This window comes from Arthrobacter sp. 05L417, from assembly GCF_056397865.1.
The window spans coordinates 1-17411 of sequence record NZ_JBFTOG010000001.1 but is presented as its reverse complement, the minus strand read 5'-3'; the positions used below and the strand labels follow the sequence as shown (position 1 = coordinate 17411).

Annotated in this window: 15 protein-coding genes; 7 read left to right on the top strand and 8 right to left on the bottom strand. The window is 60.2% G+C overall.

The genetic code is table 11. The features are described 5' to 3' along the window. Nucleotides 1-52: 52 nt before the first annotated feature. Nucleotides 53-301, bottom strand: a complete 249-nt coding sequence (locus AC1DJW_RS00075; RefSeq protein WP_003804966.1) for a WhiB family transcriptional regulator — start codon at nt 299-301, stop codon at nt 53-55. 228 nt (nt 302-529) lie between these two features. On the opposite strand from AC1DJW_RS00075, the gene AC1DJW_RS00070 reads away from it, so the two are divergent. After that, on the top strand, nt 530-1027 hold the full coding sequence (locus AC1DJW_RS00070; RefSeq protein WP_390279195.1) for a hypothetical protein: 498 nt from the start codon (nt 530-532) through the stop codon (nt 1025-1027). A gap of 6 nt (nt 1028-1033) precedes the next feature. On the opposite strand, the gene AC1DJW_RS00065 is transcribed toward AC1DJW_RS00070, so the two are convergent. Next, nucleotides 1034-5140 carry an FtsK/SpoIIIE domain-containing protein gene (locus AC1DJW_RS00065; protein ID WP_476900469.1) on the bottom strand — a complete coding sequence of 1369 codons (4107 nt, stop codon included), beginning with the start codon at nt 5138-5140 and terminating at the stop codon, nt 1034-1036. Between the two features lie 211 nt (nt 5141-5351). Between AC1DJW_RS00065 and glf the strand changes: the two genes are divergently transcribed. Genes glf through AC1DJW_RS00045 form a run of 4 tightly spaced genes read left to right on the top strand, consistent with a single transcriptional unit; the run spans nt 5352 to nt 10187 of the window. Next, nucleotides 5352-6539: a UDP-galactopyranose mutase gene (gene glf, locus AC1DJW_RS00060; RefSeq protein ID WP_459341157.1), complete on the top strand. Its 1188-nt coding sequence runs from the start codon at nt 5352-5354 to the stop codon at nt 6537-6539. Then, a complete protein-coding gene (locus AC1DJW_RS00055) occupies nt 6536-8563 on the top strand; it encodes a glycosyltransferase (RefSeq protein ID WP_284751306.1) in 2028 nt (675 codons plus the stop codon). The genes glf and AC1DJW_RS00055 overlap by 4 nt, the downstream gene beginning before the upstream one ends. Further along, the gene (locus AC1DJW_RS00050) at nt 8560-9453 is read left to right on the top strand and encodes an ABC transporter permease (protein ID WP_284751305.1); all 894 of its coding nucleotides are present in this window, start codon (nt 8560-8562) and stop codon (nt 9451-9453) included. The genes AC1DJW_RS00055 and AC1DJW_RS00050 overlap by 4 nt, the downstream gene beginning before the upstream one ends. Nucleotides 9454-9455: 2 nt before the next feature. Continuing rightward, on the top strand, nt 9456-10187 hold the full coding sequence (locus AC1DJW_RS00045; RefSeq protein ID WP_284751304.1) for an ABC transporter ATP-binding protein: 732 nt from the start codon (nt 9456-9458) through the stop codon (nt 10185-10187). Nucleotides 10188-10318: 131 nt separating this feature from the next. On the opposite strand, the gene AC1DJW_RS00040 is transcribed toward AC1DJW_RS00045, so the two are convergent. The 6 genes from AC1DJW_RS00040 to AC1DJW_RS00015 form a co-directional block, all read right to left on the bottom strand. Beyond that, nucleotides 10319-12259, bottom strand: a complete 1941-nt coding sequence (locus AC1DJW_RS00040) for a DUF6541 family protein (RefSeq protein ID WP_350225121.1) — start codon at nt 12257-12259, stop codon at nt 10319-10321. A gap of 97 nt (nt 12260-12356) precedes the next feature. After that, a complete protein-coding gene (gene rfbA, locus AC1DJW_RS00035) occupies nt 12357-13220 on the bottom strand; it encodes a glucose-1-phosphate thymidylyltransferase RfbA (RefSeq protein ID WP_284751302.1) in 864 nt (287 codons plus the stop codon). Between the two features lie 74 nt (nt 13221-13294). Next, nucleotides 13295-14209 (bottom strand): glycosyltransferase, encoded by a 915-nt coding sequence (locus AC1DJW_RS00030; protein ID WP_476900468.1) that lies wholly within the window; start codon nt 14207-14209, stop codon nt 13295-13297. 11 nt (nt 14210-14220) lie between these two features. Beyond that, nucleotides 14221-15108 carry a glycosyltransferase family 2 protein gene (locus AC1DJW_RS00025; protein WP_284751300.1) on the bottom strand — a complete coding sequence of 296 codons (888 nt, stop codon included), beginning with the start codon at nt 15106-15108 and terminating at the stop codon, nt 14221-14223. An 18-nt stretch (nt 15109-15126) separates the two neighbouring features. Next, nucleotides 15127-15510: a DUF2304 domain-containing protein gene (locus AC1DJW_RS00020; RefSeq protein WP_284751299.1), complete on the bottom strand. Its 384-nt coding sequence runs from the start codon at nt 15508-15510 to the stop codon at nt 15127-15129. Next, on the bottom strand, nt 15511-16263 hold the full coding sequence (locus AC1DJW_RS00015) for a glycosyltransferase family 2 protein (RefSeq protein ID WP_284751298.1): 753 nt from the start codon (nt 16261-16263) through the stop codon (nt 15511-15513). Between the two features lie 200 nt (nt 16264-16463). On the opposite strand from AC1DJW_RS00015, the gene AC1DJW_RS00010 reads away from it, so the two are divergent. Further along, a complete protein-coding gene (locus tag AC1DJW_RS00010) occupies nt 16464-17219 on the top strand; it encodes a glycosyltransferase (protein ID WP_476900467.1) in 756 nt (251 codons plus the stop codon). A gap of 31 nt (nt 17220-17250) precedes the next feature. Next, nucleotides 17251-17411 (top strand): NAD-dependent epimerase/dehydratase family protein (locus tag AC1DJW_RS00005; RefSeq protein ID WP_476900578.1); only part of this gene is annotated, 161 nt, incomplete at its 3' end.

Genomic DNA, 17411 nt, shown 5'->3' with positions numbered 1-17411 from the left:
TCTTCGTATGTTCTCTTTGCCTCAGGCGCTGTGCTTTGTGGGTCCCAGACGCTTAGGAAGCGCGGCGGGCGCGGGCGGCGCGGCGCTTGAGCGCGCGTCGCTCGTCCTCGCTCATACCGCCCCAGACGCCAGCGTCCTGGCCCGATTCAAGCGCCCACTGAAGGCATGTGTCCACGACGGGACAGCGGCGGCAGACACTCTTCGCTTCCTCGATCTGGAGAAGCGCAGGGCCGGTGTTGCCTACTGGGAAGAAAAGCTCCGGGTCCTTGTCAAGGCAGGCTGCGCGGTTACGCCAATCCATGCTGATCAGTCACTCCATTCGTGAGTACTAGTTAAGCCTTTTGTGAAAATATTCACGAGAGGCTTCATAGGAAAGGGGACCCATTGGGCCCCCTTGGTCGTCTGAGTCAAGCGTGTCATGTTAACGCCATGTAAACAAGGGGTTCAAGCCTTTGAAACCGTGAGCGATGCATCACACTGGCCGCCGGGCTACTCACAGGTATTCGACTATGTCCGGTAGTGTGCCAGTGTGTCAAGACCCCCTCTGAACCCTAACCATGACCCAGCAGCGCCCGGCGACGACAGCCGAGGGACCGGCCGCGACAACTTTGGCCGGACATCCGGCGGAGGAACGCGTCCCGTAGGAATCGTTGTTATTTCGATCGTGGTTGTGCTGGAAGCCCTCGCACTATTGACCGCCGGGGTGCTGTATATATACGAGTTGGTGACTGGTGCTCCGGTGGCCTCATTCTGGGGAGCCGTGTTCACCCTGGGCCTCCTGCTGGCCTTTTCTGCGTTGCTGTTTGCCGTGGGACATTTCCTGTTCCGTGGCTACCGCTGGACCCGGGCGCCAGCGTTGGTTGCCCAACTGTTCGCCCTGACGATCGGCTTTCCCACTTTGACTGGAGGGCTGGTTCTCGCCGGTCTTGCCATGGTGGTGCCGGCTTTGGCCGGGATTGTCTTCTTGTTCGACAAGCGGGTCATTGCCTTCGCGTCCCGAGCGGGCGGATCCCGCGCCGCCCTCTGACCGTTTTCACTTTGGTGCGGCTTCCGAGTCCGGTGCTACTTCCGAGTCCGGAGCGGCGACCTGGAGGGCACGTGTTTGTCCGTTCTCGATGAGAACAGCACGACCCGGCGGTGCCGCGTGTTCAATGTCGAGGCGCACGCCGAAGAAGTCCCCGGCTGTAGGCGAGCCATTGCCCAGAAGAATTCCGCTTCCGTGGTTTCTGGCCAGGGAGGCAAGGGGCGTCCGGTGCAGAAGGGCCGGGCTGTGACCCGCAGTTGCGACGACGGAGAAACCCATACCGGGAAGTTCGGCCAGGAGAATACCGGTTTCGATGCTGAGGCGTTCGGCGTCGTCCACGAGGGGGACGACTTCCGGACCCACGAGCTTGCGGCTGGCGTCCCGGTGGAATTCGGCCCAAAAGGCATCAGGATCGGCACCTTGGGGTAGCGTCCGCCATTCACGGCCTGGATTGAGCTGAGCCAATGAGGTGAGCAAGGACGACTTGCCTGAACCCGGGGTACCGAGAGCGAGGAGGACGGCTGATCGCGGCAGTGTGATCCAAACAGGTTCGTTTTCGTCCCCTCCCACGCCGATGAGCACCGATCCCGGCCCGCGAGCGGGGGAATGGGCGACGGCTTCTGTTTGGTTGTCCGCCGCGAGATCCGAAGCGCGGATGAGTTGCGGCAAGGGATCCACCCGGAATGGGTGCCGACCAGGCTGACAGGGCACACAGTACGGCCAGGCCGCATTTGGCAGGGGTGCCACTAGCTGGGCGACTGCAGTGTCGACTTCTATGAAGTTGCCGCCCACGACGGCCCGACCCCTCAGGGCCTTCATTGCCGCGAAACGGGGCCACGCCAACCGCCCTTCTTCTGTGGTTCCGGCGGGAAAGTATGCGCGGTTGGGGATTGACGCGAACATGCGCGACGCCGTCAGTTCGCGGTCGCCCGTGACAAGAACGGCCAGTCCTGACTTCGGTCCATCGCGGACGATTGCATGGACAAGGTCTTCGGCCCAGGCCAGGGGCCCTGCGCGCAACTCAGAGACCCACGAACCCCAGCTTGATATGACGAGGAAAAGAGGGACTTGCCCGACGACGGTCCCTAGGGATTGCCGCGCCGACATTTCGGCCGCGAGCCTCTCCAGGATGCGGACGCCCCTTCTGATGTCGTTGACGGTGGCAACCGCACCCACGCGTCCCTGGGCTCCCACATCAGTGAACAAGCCGTCTCCGTCAAGGACGTAGAGATGGAGTTCCTCCGCACCTCCAACAAGTTGCGCCGCTGTTGCCCGACAGGCATCTTCAATTCCGCTTCCAGAAGGGCCAACGAGTCCAAGATTCCCGTGGACGAGCGGACTCCAGCACAGGCCGGCGACTCGTTGCTGCGTCGGGAAGTCGGCCAAGCCAAGGTAGGCCGTCGGGCCTGCCCTCGTTCTGCTTGCCGCGTGCTTGCTTGTCGTTGCCGTCCTGCCAAGGGATTCGGGAAACGGGATGGACTCAGGAAGGGGATGTGCAACAGGTGTCCGGAGCGGTCTACCCCCGTGGACGTCCCAAACCCGGTTGATTGCTTTGATGATGGGGCGGGCGGCTTCCGCGGGCGTTGCCTCCACAGCCTGAGTCTCTGCCTCGGCGCTTTCGAACCAACCGCTGAAGCGGAGCGACCCTGCCGCCGGCCGGGCAATGGTCTTCGTGAGTGACGGGGCCTTTTCGCTACCGGAGAGAGTCGCTGACTGAAAGGGCTCGGCATCTTCCACTCCGCGGACCATGTACGCGCGGCCAGGCAGGGACACGGGAATCGATGCCGCTGCGGCCGAGTTGATGACGTCCCGGGATTCCATTTCCGATTGGACGCGAAGAGCAATGCTGGTGGTGACGTTCGCCCGGATGTCCGCACTCAGTGCACCCTGTGGACGTTGGGTTGCCATGATCAGGTGGATGCCCAGAGACCGGCCCAGGGTGGCGATCCGCATCAATTCGGCCAAGGCATCAGGGGCGTCTTCAATGAGCATCCTGAATTCGTCGATCACAAGGACCAGACGGGGCAGCACTGGAAATTGGTTTCTTCGTCCCGTTGCTGCCCCACCCCCGGTTCCCCCGACGTTGGCCCAGTATGCGGGCAAATCAGGGACACCGGCCTTCGCGAGGATCCCCTCCCGCATCCGAACCTCGGCACGGAGGGACGTGAGGGTACGTTCGAGCTCGTGTTCACTGAGGTCCGTGAGCATTCCGACGCATTGCGGGAGGTCGACCAATGGCCCGAGTCCCGAACCTCCCTTGAAATCAACAAACAGGAAGTTGACCCGGTCCGGGCTGTGGGTCAGCGAGATCGCCGACACTATTGTGCGCAGAAGTTCGGACTTGCCCGATCCCGTTGTTCCAGCAACGAGGAGATGCGGGCCATCCGAAACCAGGTCCAGGGACCGGGGACCGTCGGCTCCTCGTCCGATGACCGCTGAAAGCCCTCTGCGTACTGAAGAAGCGTGCCAGCGGGTTGCGATGTCAGAGGGCTCAAAGGGAAGCAGGTCAGCCAGCTGGCAGGTAGACGGGACAAGCGGCGCCCTTTCTGCCGTAAGGCCGGGCGCTCTTGCCAAGGAGCGACAGTAGAGGTCAAAGACCGAGCGCGGGACAAGGTCAGGATCGAATTCCGTCTCTGAAAGACACGAGCGGAGGACTGCGCGCCTGTTCCACAGATCGACTACGTAATCGCTTTCATCGCCGCTCGCCGAGCGTTGGAAGATTCTCCAGCCAGACTCGATCGCCGCTAACCGGAGTGGGCCGACGGCGGGATCCTGTTCGGGCCCCACCAGAAACAGTGCTCCTGATCTTTCCGCGGGCGCCGAAAGAACAGCTGCTGCTGAAGAGGCGTCCGTGGTCAAGGTAACGCGGGGGAGGAAACGGGCGCTGGACGGCAAGAAGGCAATCGGTCCGTGTATGAGGACAGGAACGTTGGTCGCGCTGGGAAAGGCCGCCAGCTGCATGAGCAGAAAGCTGAACATTCCTTCCACGATGGCGTCAGGTCCCGTGAGTGAAACTGCTTGGATAGAGGGATCCAGGGCCACCGGCACCGGGCCCAACTGAGGTGGCTCGAAGCTTGGATCCGCGGGATCGAGTGCAACCAAGGCGTTCTGCACACTGGTTCCGAGCCGGAGCCAGATATCGCGGCGGACCACCGTTCCTTCCGTTGTACTGGTTTTTGGGGGCGTAAACTGCATTCGCCCGAGTTCTCCTGAGGAGGAAGCAGTTGAGCTGACGGCATAGGCGAGCTCCGCAGCGGACGGTGAGCATCGCCGTCGTCGGGCTCGGTCTTGTTCGACGGCCGCCGCGATCGCGGCAGCCAGAAGGCGGCGCTCACGTCTTCCCGATATTGCCGGGGCAAGGACCGCGATGGCAGAAATTGCGGTGAATCCAAGGAACATCCACATGCCAGTGGCGAGTGCCATTCCAACTCCCAGCAGGAACGGAAGTCCGGCCGTGAGGAGAAGTTGCGTGCGGTTGCCGGCATCGTGGCGCCGAAGAACCACAATCGGCTCGGCGACGCCCAGGCCAGCTGCCCCCAGGGAATCCGCTCCGAATTCTTCGTTGCCGAAGACCACTGACATGACGGAGCCGCCACAACGGATCGTGGAAGCGGTTGAGAGAGAAGAGGAGCGGACTTTGCGTCCATCGACCATTGTTCCGTTAGCGCTGTTGTTGTCCCTTATTGTGACTGCTGTCTCGGAGATCGTCAGCACGGCGTGAACCCGGGAAACATCAGGATCCGGGAGGCAAATGTCCGCGTCGCTCCTGCCGATCCTGTAACTGCCACGTTCCAGTGGAATCACCAGGCCCGCGGCAGGTCCGGCGTGCACGAGCAAGGACAGAGCCGCGGGACCGCGTTTGCTGTTAGGGGTATCCCGTGCCTCCGGATCGGCCCCGTCGACCAACACAGCTCCGGACATGAGCGGCGCCGAGCCAACGGCGAGACCGCCGAGCGGTAGCCCATCGACCGTCAGTCTCGCAGTTCCGAACTCGGCCGCCACGGCGGCCTCGACGACGGCGCCGGGGGTGCCGTTGCCCACGGCTATGGCGAGCTCGACGGGTTCACCTTGCCGTAAGGCCCCTGGGGCCCGGACGAGGGTGCAATGGAGTGTCACTGTGTCCGCTCCTTCGGCTCGCGCGACTGCTGTTCATCCACGATATTTGGGATGTGGGCCGGGTGTTCTTGGGCAGTTGGCCTATGTGGAAAACGCCGTGCTCGCGGGGCAGCGAACGGCCGCGGCGGCAATTGGATGCGGCATCTCAGGTAGGCTTGACCTGCAGCCAATGCAGATCATTAGGCTGCCCGCATTCGAACCAGGAGTATTTGTGACCGCTGACCTCGTCATCGTCGGGTCGGGCTTTTTTGGCCTGACAATCGCAGAACAGGCCGCCACTGAGCTGGGCTTGAAGGTTGTTGTCATTGACCGCCGGCACCACATCGGTGGCAACGCCTACAGCGAAACGGAAGAGCAGACAGGAATCGAGGTGCACCGCTATGGCGCGCATCTCTTCCACACTTCAAACGAGCGAGTGTGGGAGTATGTCAACCGGTTCACGACCTTCACAAACTACGTGCACAAGGTGTACGGCGTGCACAAGGGCGAGGTCTACTCCCTTCCCATCAACCTGGCTACAATCAACCAATTCTTCCGTGCCAACCTGACTCCGGGCCAGGCGCAGGACCTGATCAGGGAGCAGGCTGGCGAACTCGCGGGAACCGATCCTCAGAATCTCAATGACAAGGGCATCCAGCTGATCGGCCGCCCGCTGTACGAGGCATTCATCAAGCACTACACCGGCAAGCAGTGGCAGACGGACCCCAAGGATCTCCCGGCGGGCATCATTTCGCGTCTTCCTGTCAGGTACAACTACGACAACCGGTACTTCAACGACAAGTACGAGGGCCTGCCGACCAACGGGTACACGGCGTGGATCGAGAAGATGGCCGAGCACCCGAACATCGAAGTTCGCCTGAACACGGACTTCTTTGACGAATCACAGGAGTATTCAAAGAACAAAGTTGTCGGCAAAATTCCGGTCGTCTACACAGGACCTGTGGACCGCTACTTCGACTTTGTCGCTGGCGATCTGTCCTGGCGCACCATCGATTTCGAAGAAGAAGTCCTGGACATGGGCGACTTCCAGGGAACGTCCGTTGTCAACTACAACGACGACGACGTCCCGTTCACCAGGATCATCGAGCCGCGCCATTTCCACCCGGAGCGTGGCTACCAGACGGAGAAAACCGTCATCATGCGCGAATTTTCCCGGTTCGCCGAAAGCGGCGATGAGCCGTACTACCCGATCAACACCCCGGATGACCGCGAAAAGCTGCTGAAGTACCGCGATCTCGCAGCCGCTGAAAAGGACGTGCTGTTCGGCGGACGCCTCGGCACCTACAAGTACCTCGATATGCACATGGCCATCGGTTCTGCCCTGTCCATGTTTGACAACAAGATCCGTCCGCACTTCGAAAGCGGCGCAGAAATTGAAAGCGGAGGAGTGGACGCATGAGCGTTTCAACAGAGCCCATGAACCAGGGCGCTACGCCCGGACTGGGCGAAGATTGGCAGACCGTCCATCGTGTTGTCTTTCCGACGGACGGCGACACCGACACCCTTCCGCTGTACCTGGACTTTAACGCAGCCCAGCGAGTTGTGTCTGAAGAATCGCAGACATCCAAATCCGGTTCGGGCGTCACTGCCGTTACGTCGAGCGGGGCAAAGATCCGCTCAGACTTCATCGAGAACCGGCGCCAGCTGCACTTGCCGGCCTATCGGCGGCTTTCCTTCGGAACGTACTTCAATGCGTTCCCCGCGAGCTACTGGCGGGCGCACACGGATATCACCAGTGTGCGCCTCACGGTCGCGGTCGACGCACCGGCAACCGTTGTCATTCTTCGGTCCAGTGCGAGGGGTACTTCCAACAGGGTTGAAAGCATCAGCGTAGACGCAGGACGGCCGGTAGACGTCGTCCTGCCGTTGGCCAACTTCGGCGACGGCGGCTGGTACTGGTTTGACCTCGTGGCTTCATCTGAGCAGGTCAAACTCCTTGGCGCCGAATGGTCCGTAAAGAAGCCTGAAGGATTCGAGGCCGGCACCGCCACGGTAGCGGTAACCACTTTCAACCGCCCCGATTTCTGCGTCAAGCACCTATCGACATTTGCCGATTCCCCCGAGCTTCTCGAGGTGATGGACCGGCTCCTGATCACGGACCAAGGTACGCAGAAGGTACGGGACCAGGAAGGCTTCGAAGAGGCAGCCGCTCGACTCGGGGACAAGTTCGGACTCATTGAGCAGGGCAACCTCGGTGGTTCGGGTGGTTTTGCGCGCGGCATGCACGAGACGGTTGAAGACGGCCGGAGCAAGTACGTCCTGCTGTTGGACGATGACGTGATCATCGAAACAGAGGGCGTGTTGCGCGCTATCAACTTCGCTGACTTCACGCGGAAGCCGTCGATCGTGGGCGGTCACATGTTCAACTTGTACGAACGCTCGGTGATGCACAGCTTCGGCGAGGAAGTGAACGAGTACAAGTTCCAATGGGGCGCGGTCGAGAGCACAAAAGAAGCGCATGACTTTTCCGCGAGCAACCTTCGCACCACGCCGTGGATGCATCGCCGGATCGACGTGGACTTCAACGGCTGGTGGATGTGTTTGATCCCGACCAGTGTTCTCCGCGACATCGGACTGTCTCTTCCGGTATTCATCAAGTGGGACGACGCCGAATACGGCATCCGGGCCCGCCGCCACGGCTACCCGACAGTCACCCTCCCGGGGGCCGCTGTCTGGCACATGCCGTGGACTGAAAAGGATGACACCATCGACTGGCAGGCCTACTTCCACCAGCGAAACCGCTGGCTTGCCGCCCTGGTCTACTCGCCCTACAAGAAGGGCGGATTCCTGCCGCGCCAGAGTTTCATGGTGGATGTCAAGCACTTGTTGTCGATGCAGTACTCGGCGGTCGAGCTTCGCTTGGACGCCCTTGAGGACCTGCTCAAGGGACCTTCGCACTTGCACCAGACAATTCGGACCAAGCTCCCCGAAATTCGTGCGCGACGTGCGGACTTCGATGATGCCCGGATCACAAAAGAGGTAGCAACCTTCCCGCAAGTAAGGCGCGTGAAGCCACCCAAGCGTGGAAAGAAGCCGTCTTCCCCGAAGTCAATTTTCGCTGCCCTCGCGACAGCTGCATCAGCAGGGGTTCGTCAGGTGCAAAGCGTAAGGCCGGGAGCCCTGGAGCACCCAGAGGCCCTCGTTCCGGCAATGGATGCCCGCTGGTGGCGACTGTCCCAGCTGGACTCGGCAATTGTCTCGTCCGCGGACGGAACCGGTGCATCTTGGTACAAGCGCCATCCTGAGCATTTCCGCAATATGATGGCCCGCAGCATCAAGCTCCACCAGCAACTTCTCCAGGACTGGGAAAAGCTTTCCGAGGAGTATTCCCGGAGCCTGCCCGAGTTCACGTCGCAGCAGGCGTGGCGCGAGACTTTCGACGCGGTGACCACCACGACTCCGCAGGAAAAGGCCAACGGGTGACAACTGCGAGTGGCTTCAGCGAGACCGCCCCTCTCGTCCGTCCGGGCGTCGGGGGCGGGCTCGCGGACGTGTTCAGACAGCGATTCCTGCTCAAACTCCTTGTTCGGAAAGAACTGCAGATCCGCTACAAGGGCTCGGTTCTTGGGCTGCTTTGGTCCTACGTAAAGCCGGGCGTTCAGTTCCTCGTCTTTTACATTGCCTTGGGCGTATTTCTAGGACTTGAGAAGAGCGCTCGAAACCCGGACGGCCTGGCCAACTACGCAGTGTACTTGTTCTCCGGAATCGTCCTGATCAACTTTTTCACGGAGGCGCTCAGCAACGCTGCACGTTCCATAGTGGGCAACGGTGGCCTCATCAAGAAGATCTACCTGCCGCGTGAGCTATTCCCCGTTGCCTCTGTCTGGGTTTCGGCCGTACATTTCATTCCGCAGTTGATTGTCCTGGTTGTCGCCTGTGTCTTCGCAGGGTGGCACCCGAGCCTGCTGCAGCTCGTCGCAGCCGTCGCGGGTTTCGTGATCGTAGCTATGTTGGCTACCGGTTTAGGCCTCCTCTTTGGCTCTGCGAATGTCTATTTCAGGGACTCCGAGAACATCGTGGACATGCTGCTGATGGTTGCGACGTGGACCTCTCCCATCATGTACTCGTGGACCATGGTGCAGAGCAAACTCGGCGCGAGCTGGTACGCCGTTTACCAAGTCAATCCCATTACGATCGGCGTGGAGGCGTTTCATTATGCCTTCTGGCTTCCAACCACCGATGAAACGGCCCCCATGCCGCCGAATCTTCTGCCCCTTTGGGTCCCTGTGGGAATCGTGGTTTCCCTTGCAGTTCTCGTTCTCGGCCAGTGGGTATTCCGCAGGCTTGAGGGCCGATTCGCGCAGGAGCTGTGACGATGTCTGTTGCAATCGAAGTCCAGAAACTGAATAAGCAGTTCGTGCTGAGGCATACGCGCTCCCTCAAGGAAGCAATTGTCTGGCTTGTCACCGGCCGTAAGGGCGACATCTCGAAGAAGTTCCACGCTCTTCACAATGTCGATCTTGAAATCCAACAAGGTGAGACTGTGGCGTTGTTGGGCTTGAATGGGTCCGGCAAGTCCACGCTGCTCAAGCACATTTCAGGTGTCATGTTGCCCGATAGTGGATCTGTGCGCACGCGGGGCAGAGTTGCCGGCCTTATCGAGGTAGGCGCCGGGTTCCATCATGACCTGTCGGGCCGGGAGAACGTCTACCTGAACGGCGCGATCTTGGGGATGACTGAAGCTCAGATCGACGAACAATTCGACTCCATCGTGGAATTTTCCGAGATCGGCGAGTTCATCGACACGGAGGTCAGGTTCTATTCATCTGGAATGTACCTTCGCCTGGCGTTCTCAGTCGCCGTTCACACAGATCCGGAGGTTTTCCTCGTGGACGAGATACTGGCAGTTGGAGACGAGCCGTTTCAGCGCAAGTGCCTCGCCAGGATCAAGGAGCTTTCCGCGGCAGGGAAGACCCTCGTCGTGGTCAGCCACGACCTCGAACTCGTGTCCCGCATTTGCGATCGAGGTGTGGTGCTCAAACACGGAAATGTCGTGTTTGACGGAGCCATCGATGAGGCTGTGGCGCAGCTACGCAGCCAAGTCTAAGCGCGTGAGAGAGTCCAAGACGCCCCGCCTATGGCGGGGCGTCTTGGCGTTGAGGTGGTCACGAATCATCCGGGCGCGGGCTTCCTCAGAGGCCTGCGGAGCTCGGCCTCGGAGGAAGCTGCCTCTTCAAACTAACCGCACGCGGTTACTTTGAAGAGCTTCGCCTCACCGACCTGCGCTAGTAGCTGGAAACCTGGAGTCGCTTTCTCAATCAAGAGTCCCTTGAATCCGTGGTCCTCTCCATGAACCTCTTGGGTTCCAAAATTCAAAGCATAGCCGACGCCGGTCGCATGGACTGCCTTGCACACCTCAGGGTCGCTGACAGCGTCACGGAGGCGATCGTTCACCACGAGGACCGCGGGCGTGTACGTCGTAAGGGTGTGCTTGGATGTTGTGTTTCTGTCGGCAAGGGCGAAGGCCATTGCCGAGCCATTCCAAGGATTGACCGCAATTGTGGCATTTTGTGGCACGTACTTGTCGAGCTCGTCAAGAAGAGCCATTTCGTCTTGATTCACTAGGGGAGCGCTGGGAGTCGTCGAGTAGATGTTGCGAGCAGAGGTTATGGAACTACCCAAAGGAAGCGTTTGAAACACAAGGGCCATGGCGAGCAGCACTACAGGCAGGACGATCGCACCAACAACCTGCACTCGGTCCCGTGTTCCGAACCACTTACTTCGAGTCTCCCGGCTAGAGAACCACCAGAGCTGGCACCTTTTGATCAGCCAGGCTAGACCGATCGCTGATAGGGGTACTGCCACAATCGGCAGCAAGGCCGCCAGGCGGTAGCTGTCGTTGTACCAGACACCGGTCAGCACATTCCGGAACCACGGGTCTGGACCGGCGGAGACGACCACAAACAACACGGCAGAGACGAGAAACGACACCAAGAACCACAAGTTATGCCGTCTCCGCGCAAGGACGGCGATTCCCAAAAGCATTAAGCCGCTCACTGCCCACGCAGGAGCGTGATGCATCGGCGAGTTTGTCATGACTTCTCCGACCGCCTGGCCAACAGTCTGGACCGGCTTCCAGCCGGACGCCTCCGCCGGCGGCCGGATCAGCTTCCACATGACCGCCATGACTGCAAAAGCGACCACCAATCCCACGCCGAAGACGATGATGCCCCGGTAACCGAGAGCTCGCCTACGTTGTCGAACGCAGTATCGAACATAGCTGAAGAGCAAAATCGGCGCTGACAGGGCCACGAGAGACATGAGCCCGTTTGGATGCGCAATTGCGAGTCCTGCTGCAAGGCTGGGTGCTAGGGCGAAACGGGCGAGGGCCGGTATCCTCCTGATGTCGCCGGCCGCGAAAAACACGGCCACGGCAGCCAACGCCGTCGGCAGCATACTCAGCGCGAGGAAGTTCGGGTAGAGGACGCCAAAATCCAACAACAGCAGGGGGAAAGCACTAAACCCTGCCGCGAGAAGACCGGCGGCACCAACAACGTAGCCGTTTCCTTTGGTGACGACTTGCGTCAGGAACATGCAGCCGAGGGGCCACACTACGGCTGCAATGCAGATGTTTAGGACGTTTGCCGCAACGCTGATCGGAGCTCCGGTGATTTGCACAACGAGGGACGCCAAGTCATGCCAAGCCGCAGGGTAGAAGTACGGCGGATTGTCCCCGTTTGTCATGCTCGTGAGGGTCAAGGACGAACCGTTGCCGGTGTCAAGGATGTAGCGGACCGCGTTGAGGTGGAACACGTTGTCAAACGTCTGCGATATGTTGTCCGGCCGGCCGAAAGCCTGGTGGAGTTCGCTTGCGATAGAAAGGCTGCCGACGAGGAAGCCGGTTACCGCGACATATACAGCGGGTGTGGGCCGCTTGAATTGGAGCCGTGATGGTGCGGCGAGTCGGTCGCGGGTGAGGTAGCTCGCTGCGAAGAGAAGAGCCGCCAAGACCAAGGCAGCGACGACGGCTGGTGCCAGGGACCACGAGAGACCCATGTAGGGAAGGACAATGGCAGTAGCGGCGACGGTAAAGACACTGAGCACCGGTGCCACCGCAAGGAAGGTCAGGCCACGGAGGCGCAGCGACGCTGCAATCAAGCTCCCGGGTATAAAGAGCACTGCCAAGCTGGCAAGAAAAACGGGAAGCGTTGAATACCAACTCAATTGGACCCCACCTGTAACTTAAGGACGTGCGACGACGGGCGAATGTTGAGCCCTAGTCGTCGAGGAGCCCGAGCAAATACTGGCCGTAGCCGCTTTTTACCAGAGGCTCGGCGCGTTGGCGGAGTTCGTCGTCGGTCAGGAAGCCTTGGCGCCACGCGATTTCTTCGGGCGCGCCAATCTTCAGGCCCTGACGGTTCTCGACAGTACGGATGAAGTTGGAGGCGTCGTTGAGGTCGTTGAATGTTCCTGTATCCAGCCACGCAGTGCCGCGGGGAAGGATTTCGACGTGAAGCTTTTCCTTCTCGAGGTACGTGCGGTTCACATCCGTGATTTCAAGTTCTCCGCGTGCTGAGGGCTGCAGGTTCTTGGCAATGTCGACGACGTCGTTGTCATAGAAGTACAGACCCGGAACGGCGTAATGGGACTTGGGCTTGGCGGGCTTCTCCTCAAGGGAAATAGCCTTCCCGGTCTCATCAAATTCCACGACACCGTACGCTTTGGGGTCGCCAACCCAGTAACCGAAGACCGCGCCACCGTCGATGTTGGCGTGTCGGCGCAACTGCGTCCCCATACCTTGGCCGTAGAAGATGTTGTCACCGAGGACGAGGGCGACGGTATCGCTTCCGATGTGGTCCGCACCAAGGATGAATGCCTGGGCAAGGCCGTCGGGGGACGGCTGCTGAACGTAGCTGAGGTTGATGCCGAACTGCGAGCCGTCGCCGAGGAGGCGCTGGAACTGATCGGCGTCGTGGGGGGTGGTGATGATGAGGATGTCGCGGATCCCCGCCAGAATGAGAGTCGACAGGGGGTAGTAGATCATTGGCTTGTCGTACACCGGCACGAGCTGCTTGCTGATGCCGTGTGTGATCGGGTGCAGACGAGATCCGGTACCACCGGCAAGAATGATTCCACGCATGCTCTACATCTTTCCTTACGCGTCAGTCCCCAGCAAAACGGGCCCGATATCGTCGGACTACCGTCAAGCCCGGATTACCGGTGCTTTCGGCCGCTGTTGCCGCGGACGCCGTCGACTATGCCACTGACGGCTGATGCCAGCCGGGCTGTCCTTCCGGGGGCGAGAACACTGACGTACGCCAAATGCCGGAGATCGGTCAAAATGCCGCCGATGACCCAAACCGGATGGCGACGTGCGTAGCGCGTGCCCACGAGGATCCTGTTTCGGAAAATGTAGTAGTAGCGCCACGTTGCGGCGATCCGGACCTGCAACTTTCGGCCGCCGAGGCGAACCGCTCGCCCGAACAGCTTGGCATCAACCATTGTTCCGAGCGAATGATCGAATTCCGTGTCGGCAAGTACTGTCGGCAGGCCTGCGTCCAGCGCACGGAAATAGTATTCAGTGTCCACCAGATCGATAAACAGTCCGTCCCAGAATTGGCCGATGACATCCAATGTCGAGATCGGGATCAGCAGTCCTGATTGGATGGGTTCCTTGCCCAGCACCACACCACGCCTAGTGCCTGCCCGTTTCACCGGGTTTCCATGAATGCGCGCCGGTGAAACCAGCCCTGGCTGGACCCCGGCAGAGCTGGCAGATGCCGCTGCGGCCAGCAGCTGTTGGATGTACCCGGCTGGTAGAAGCGAGTCTTGATCCACCGTGACGATGTGTTCGACGTCCTCGTGATCCCGCGCACGGGCGATTCCGGCGTTCAATGCAGTGGCGATCCCTGAGTTCGACTCCAACCGGAGGACCACTGCACCTGCCTCGGCAACCGCCGCAAAGATGTGGTCGAACCCGCAGCCTCCTCCGTCGTCGACGACGACGACTGTGGATAGCTGCTTCAGGAGTGAGGCCACGTTGTCCACCAACCGCGGTGTCGGACGGAAAGCGGTGACTACTGCTGCGACGTTGGCAAGCCGAAGGGATTGGTCCAGCTCAGGAGTCATATATCCGATTCTCACTTTCCAAATGCATGGCGGAGCAGGGAGGTGACGGGCTCCACACCGCCATGCGAAGCGGCCCGGGGCAAAAGCAACAGGGCGTGGGCCCGCGATGTCAACCGGAAAGCCGCGGCACGGGCAGCAGCGGGCCAGCCTTTGTCCCTGCAAAGTCGACCTGCGAGCCCGAAGTAGGTGCGCTCACCGTCAAATCTTGTACCGTCCACGAGTTTGGCCGACGAGGCGCTGTGGATGTGTCGACGATAGGCGAAACAGACCTCCGGCTCGATGAGCAATTCGGCGCCTGCCAACACCATATCCATGACGAGCGCCAGATCCTGTATGACAGCCAACCCGTTCCGGAAGTCGAAGTCCTGGATCCTGTCCCGGCGAAATGCCAGTGAAGGCCAGTAGAGCCAGTCGCCGTGCAGGAGGCTAACCGCCAAAGGCTCGCCCCTGACAATTCGTTGGCCGGTGCCCTTTGGTTTGACCAGGCGCTGCTTGACGACGTCGGCGAGAGGTTCGGCAGTCTGCCCATTCTCATCGATGACAGTTACACCAGGCTGGATGATCCAAGCCTCAGGGAACGACTCGTGGGCCCCGAGGACAACATCCACGAAATTCGGAAGAAGCTTGTCGTCGCATCCCATGACCACTAGGACGTCCTGCGTCGCGAGCGACACACAAGTCCTGAAGTTCTCGGTGATGCCCTCATTCACGTCCTTGCGGATGTATTTGATCCTCGCGTCGCCAAGGCCTTCAACGTAGCGTCGCACCTCGTCATCCGGATATGCATCATCCACGACAGTCAGAAACCAGTCGCTTGAGTTTTGCGCCAGGACGCTGTCGACAGCCTGTTTCATCAAAGCTGCATCGCCCCAGTATGGGATGAAAATGTCCAGTGCCATGGGGAGCTGTTCGCGTCCTTATTTCGAGGTGGTGGTATTTGAGGTGTCGCCATTCGCGGGGTTAGCGGCGGCTTGCTGCTCTACGAGGGCTCGCAGTATCGCGACCTCTTCGGCGAGTGTGCGCGTCTCGTCTTCGACGACGGATATTTCCCATGACAGGTGCAGACAGACACCCAATAGGAGCAAGATGCTGATGATGAACAGGAGGTTGGAGGGCAGTTGCACTCCGACGAACTGCGTCACGATTGTCAGCAGGCTGGGGAAGGCGGCCAGTATGAGGGTGCCTGTGCCCACGACCAGCCATAACGCGGCGTACTTTTCACGAAGTTTCTTACGCCGGAGCATCTCCACGACGACGCCGACAATTGCCAGGGAGAGAATGAATGCGGCTAGGTTGCCCATTTACGAAGTCCCCTCAACGGCAATGTGACCCGATGTGATGTGTGACCTTTTGCGGGTCAATGCGAACAAGAGGGCAAACACAGATCGCCCGAGGTAGATTGCGGCTTTGAGCGGGTTGTGGCTGGGTGTTCCGCCTTGGCGGGGACGCATAGCCACGGGGATCTGGGTCACGCTACAGCCTGAGCGAATGGCGACGACGAGTGAGTCGATGGTGTCGCCCAGGTATTCGGCCGGATAGTGGTCGAGGTATTGGCTGATGGCACGTTCATTCGCTGCGCGGAAACCCGATGTCACATCCGTTAGCCTCGTCTTGGCGAGTCCTGATATGACCTTTGCGAGGAACTGCATGGCCCATTTGCGCGGACCGCTGACTTTGTACGCTCCCTTGTCCGCGAACCGCGCTCCGATTGAGATGTCGGCATGGTTTAGCCCTGCCAGTACCTCTTCGATGTGCTCTGGATCGTGCTGGCCGTCCGCGTCGACCTGGATAACCCGGCGGTAGCCAGTGCGCTGGGCGTACTTGAAGCCGGCCCGCATTGCCCCGCCGACGCCGAGATTGAAGGGAAGGTTAAGGACAGTGGCGCCCGCAGCTGCTGCGAGCTCCGCTGTGTCGTCCGTGGAGCCGTCGTTGACAACCAGGACGTCGTATGCGCGTCCCACTCCCAGCACTTCTCGAACGGTATCGCCCACAGACTCGGCTTCGTTCCAAGCGGGCATGATGACGAGGACCCGCGTCGAGTCATGAGTTTCCATAGGTCTCCAATATATCAACGGCCTGCGAATTGCTTCGCGGGATCCTGGCTGGTCCGCGCCAGTTGCCTTAGTCGATGATCCTATCTTTCATTTTCGCGGTCGTTACGTCCTGCGCCGATCATGAGGGCCGGCAGTCCTTATCGAGAGGCATGACGAAGACGGGATCCTTGCGAACACCGGAGTCCCATAGAGTGTTGTGCATGAACGATGCGACGACGGCGGACGGGCGCGAAATCCGTGCAAGTATCTGCATGGCCACGTATAAGGGAACAAGTTTTGTTGGAGAGCAGATCGCCTCGATTCTCAGCGAACTCGGGCCCAACGACGAGGTGGTCGTCGTCGATGACGCGTCGCCCGATGACACAGCCGACGTTATCGGGAGCATCAAGGATCCGCGCGTCCGCCTTGTGAGGGCATCCTCGAACAAGGGCTACGTCCGAACGTTTGAAGAAGCCGTGGGCCTGAGTGTCGGAAAATTCGTCTTCCTTTCGGATCAAGACGATGTCTGGATTCCCGGTCGTCTCACCAAGATGTTGCAGGCACTTGATACCCATAAAGTCGTGGCCAGTAACTTTGACGTTCTTGGCGGGGGACCCCGGCCTTGGATTCCACGGTTGCGCTCCACTGATTCTGGCCGTCATCTGGCGAACCTGTTCGCCGTGCTTGTCGGCTATCGCGCATATTACGGTTGCGCGATGGGATTCCGCCGGGACGCCGTCGGGCTCTTCACACCCATCCCCAGCTATGTCCGCGAGTCGCACGACCTGTGGCTGGCTATATGTGGCAACGTCGCAGGCTCCATAGCCCACCTCGACGATTCCACGGTCTATCGGCGGCTCCACGACGAAAACCAGACCCCTGCGGGCTGGCGATCTTTGTCGAAGATCGTCAAGGCGCGGTTCATGCTGGCCAGGCTAATGCTTGAAGCCTTCCGAAGGACGCGGCGACGGTTCTAGGCACGATCCCCACGTTCGGTAGGCTGGTTCCATGCAGAAACTCCTTGTCACCGGCGGCGCCGGCTTCATCGGTTCAAACTTTGTCCACTACGTCATCGCCAACACGGACCACCATGTCACGGTGCTGGACAAGCTCACCTATGCCGGGAACCTGGAGTCGATCACGCACCTGCCGAGCGAGCGGCTCACCTT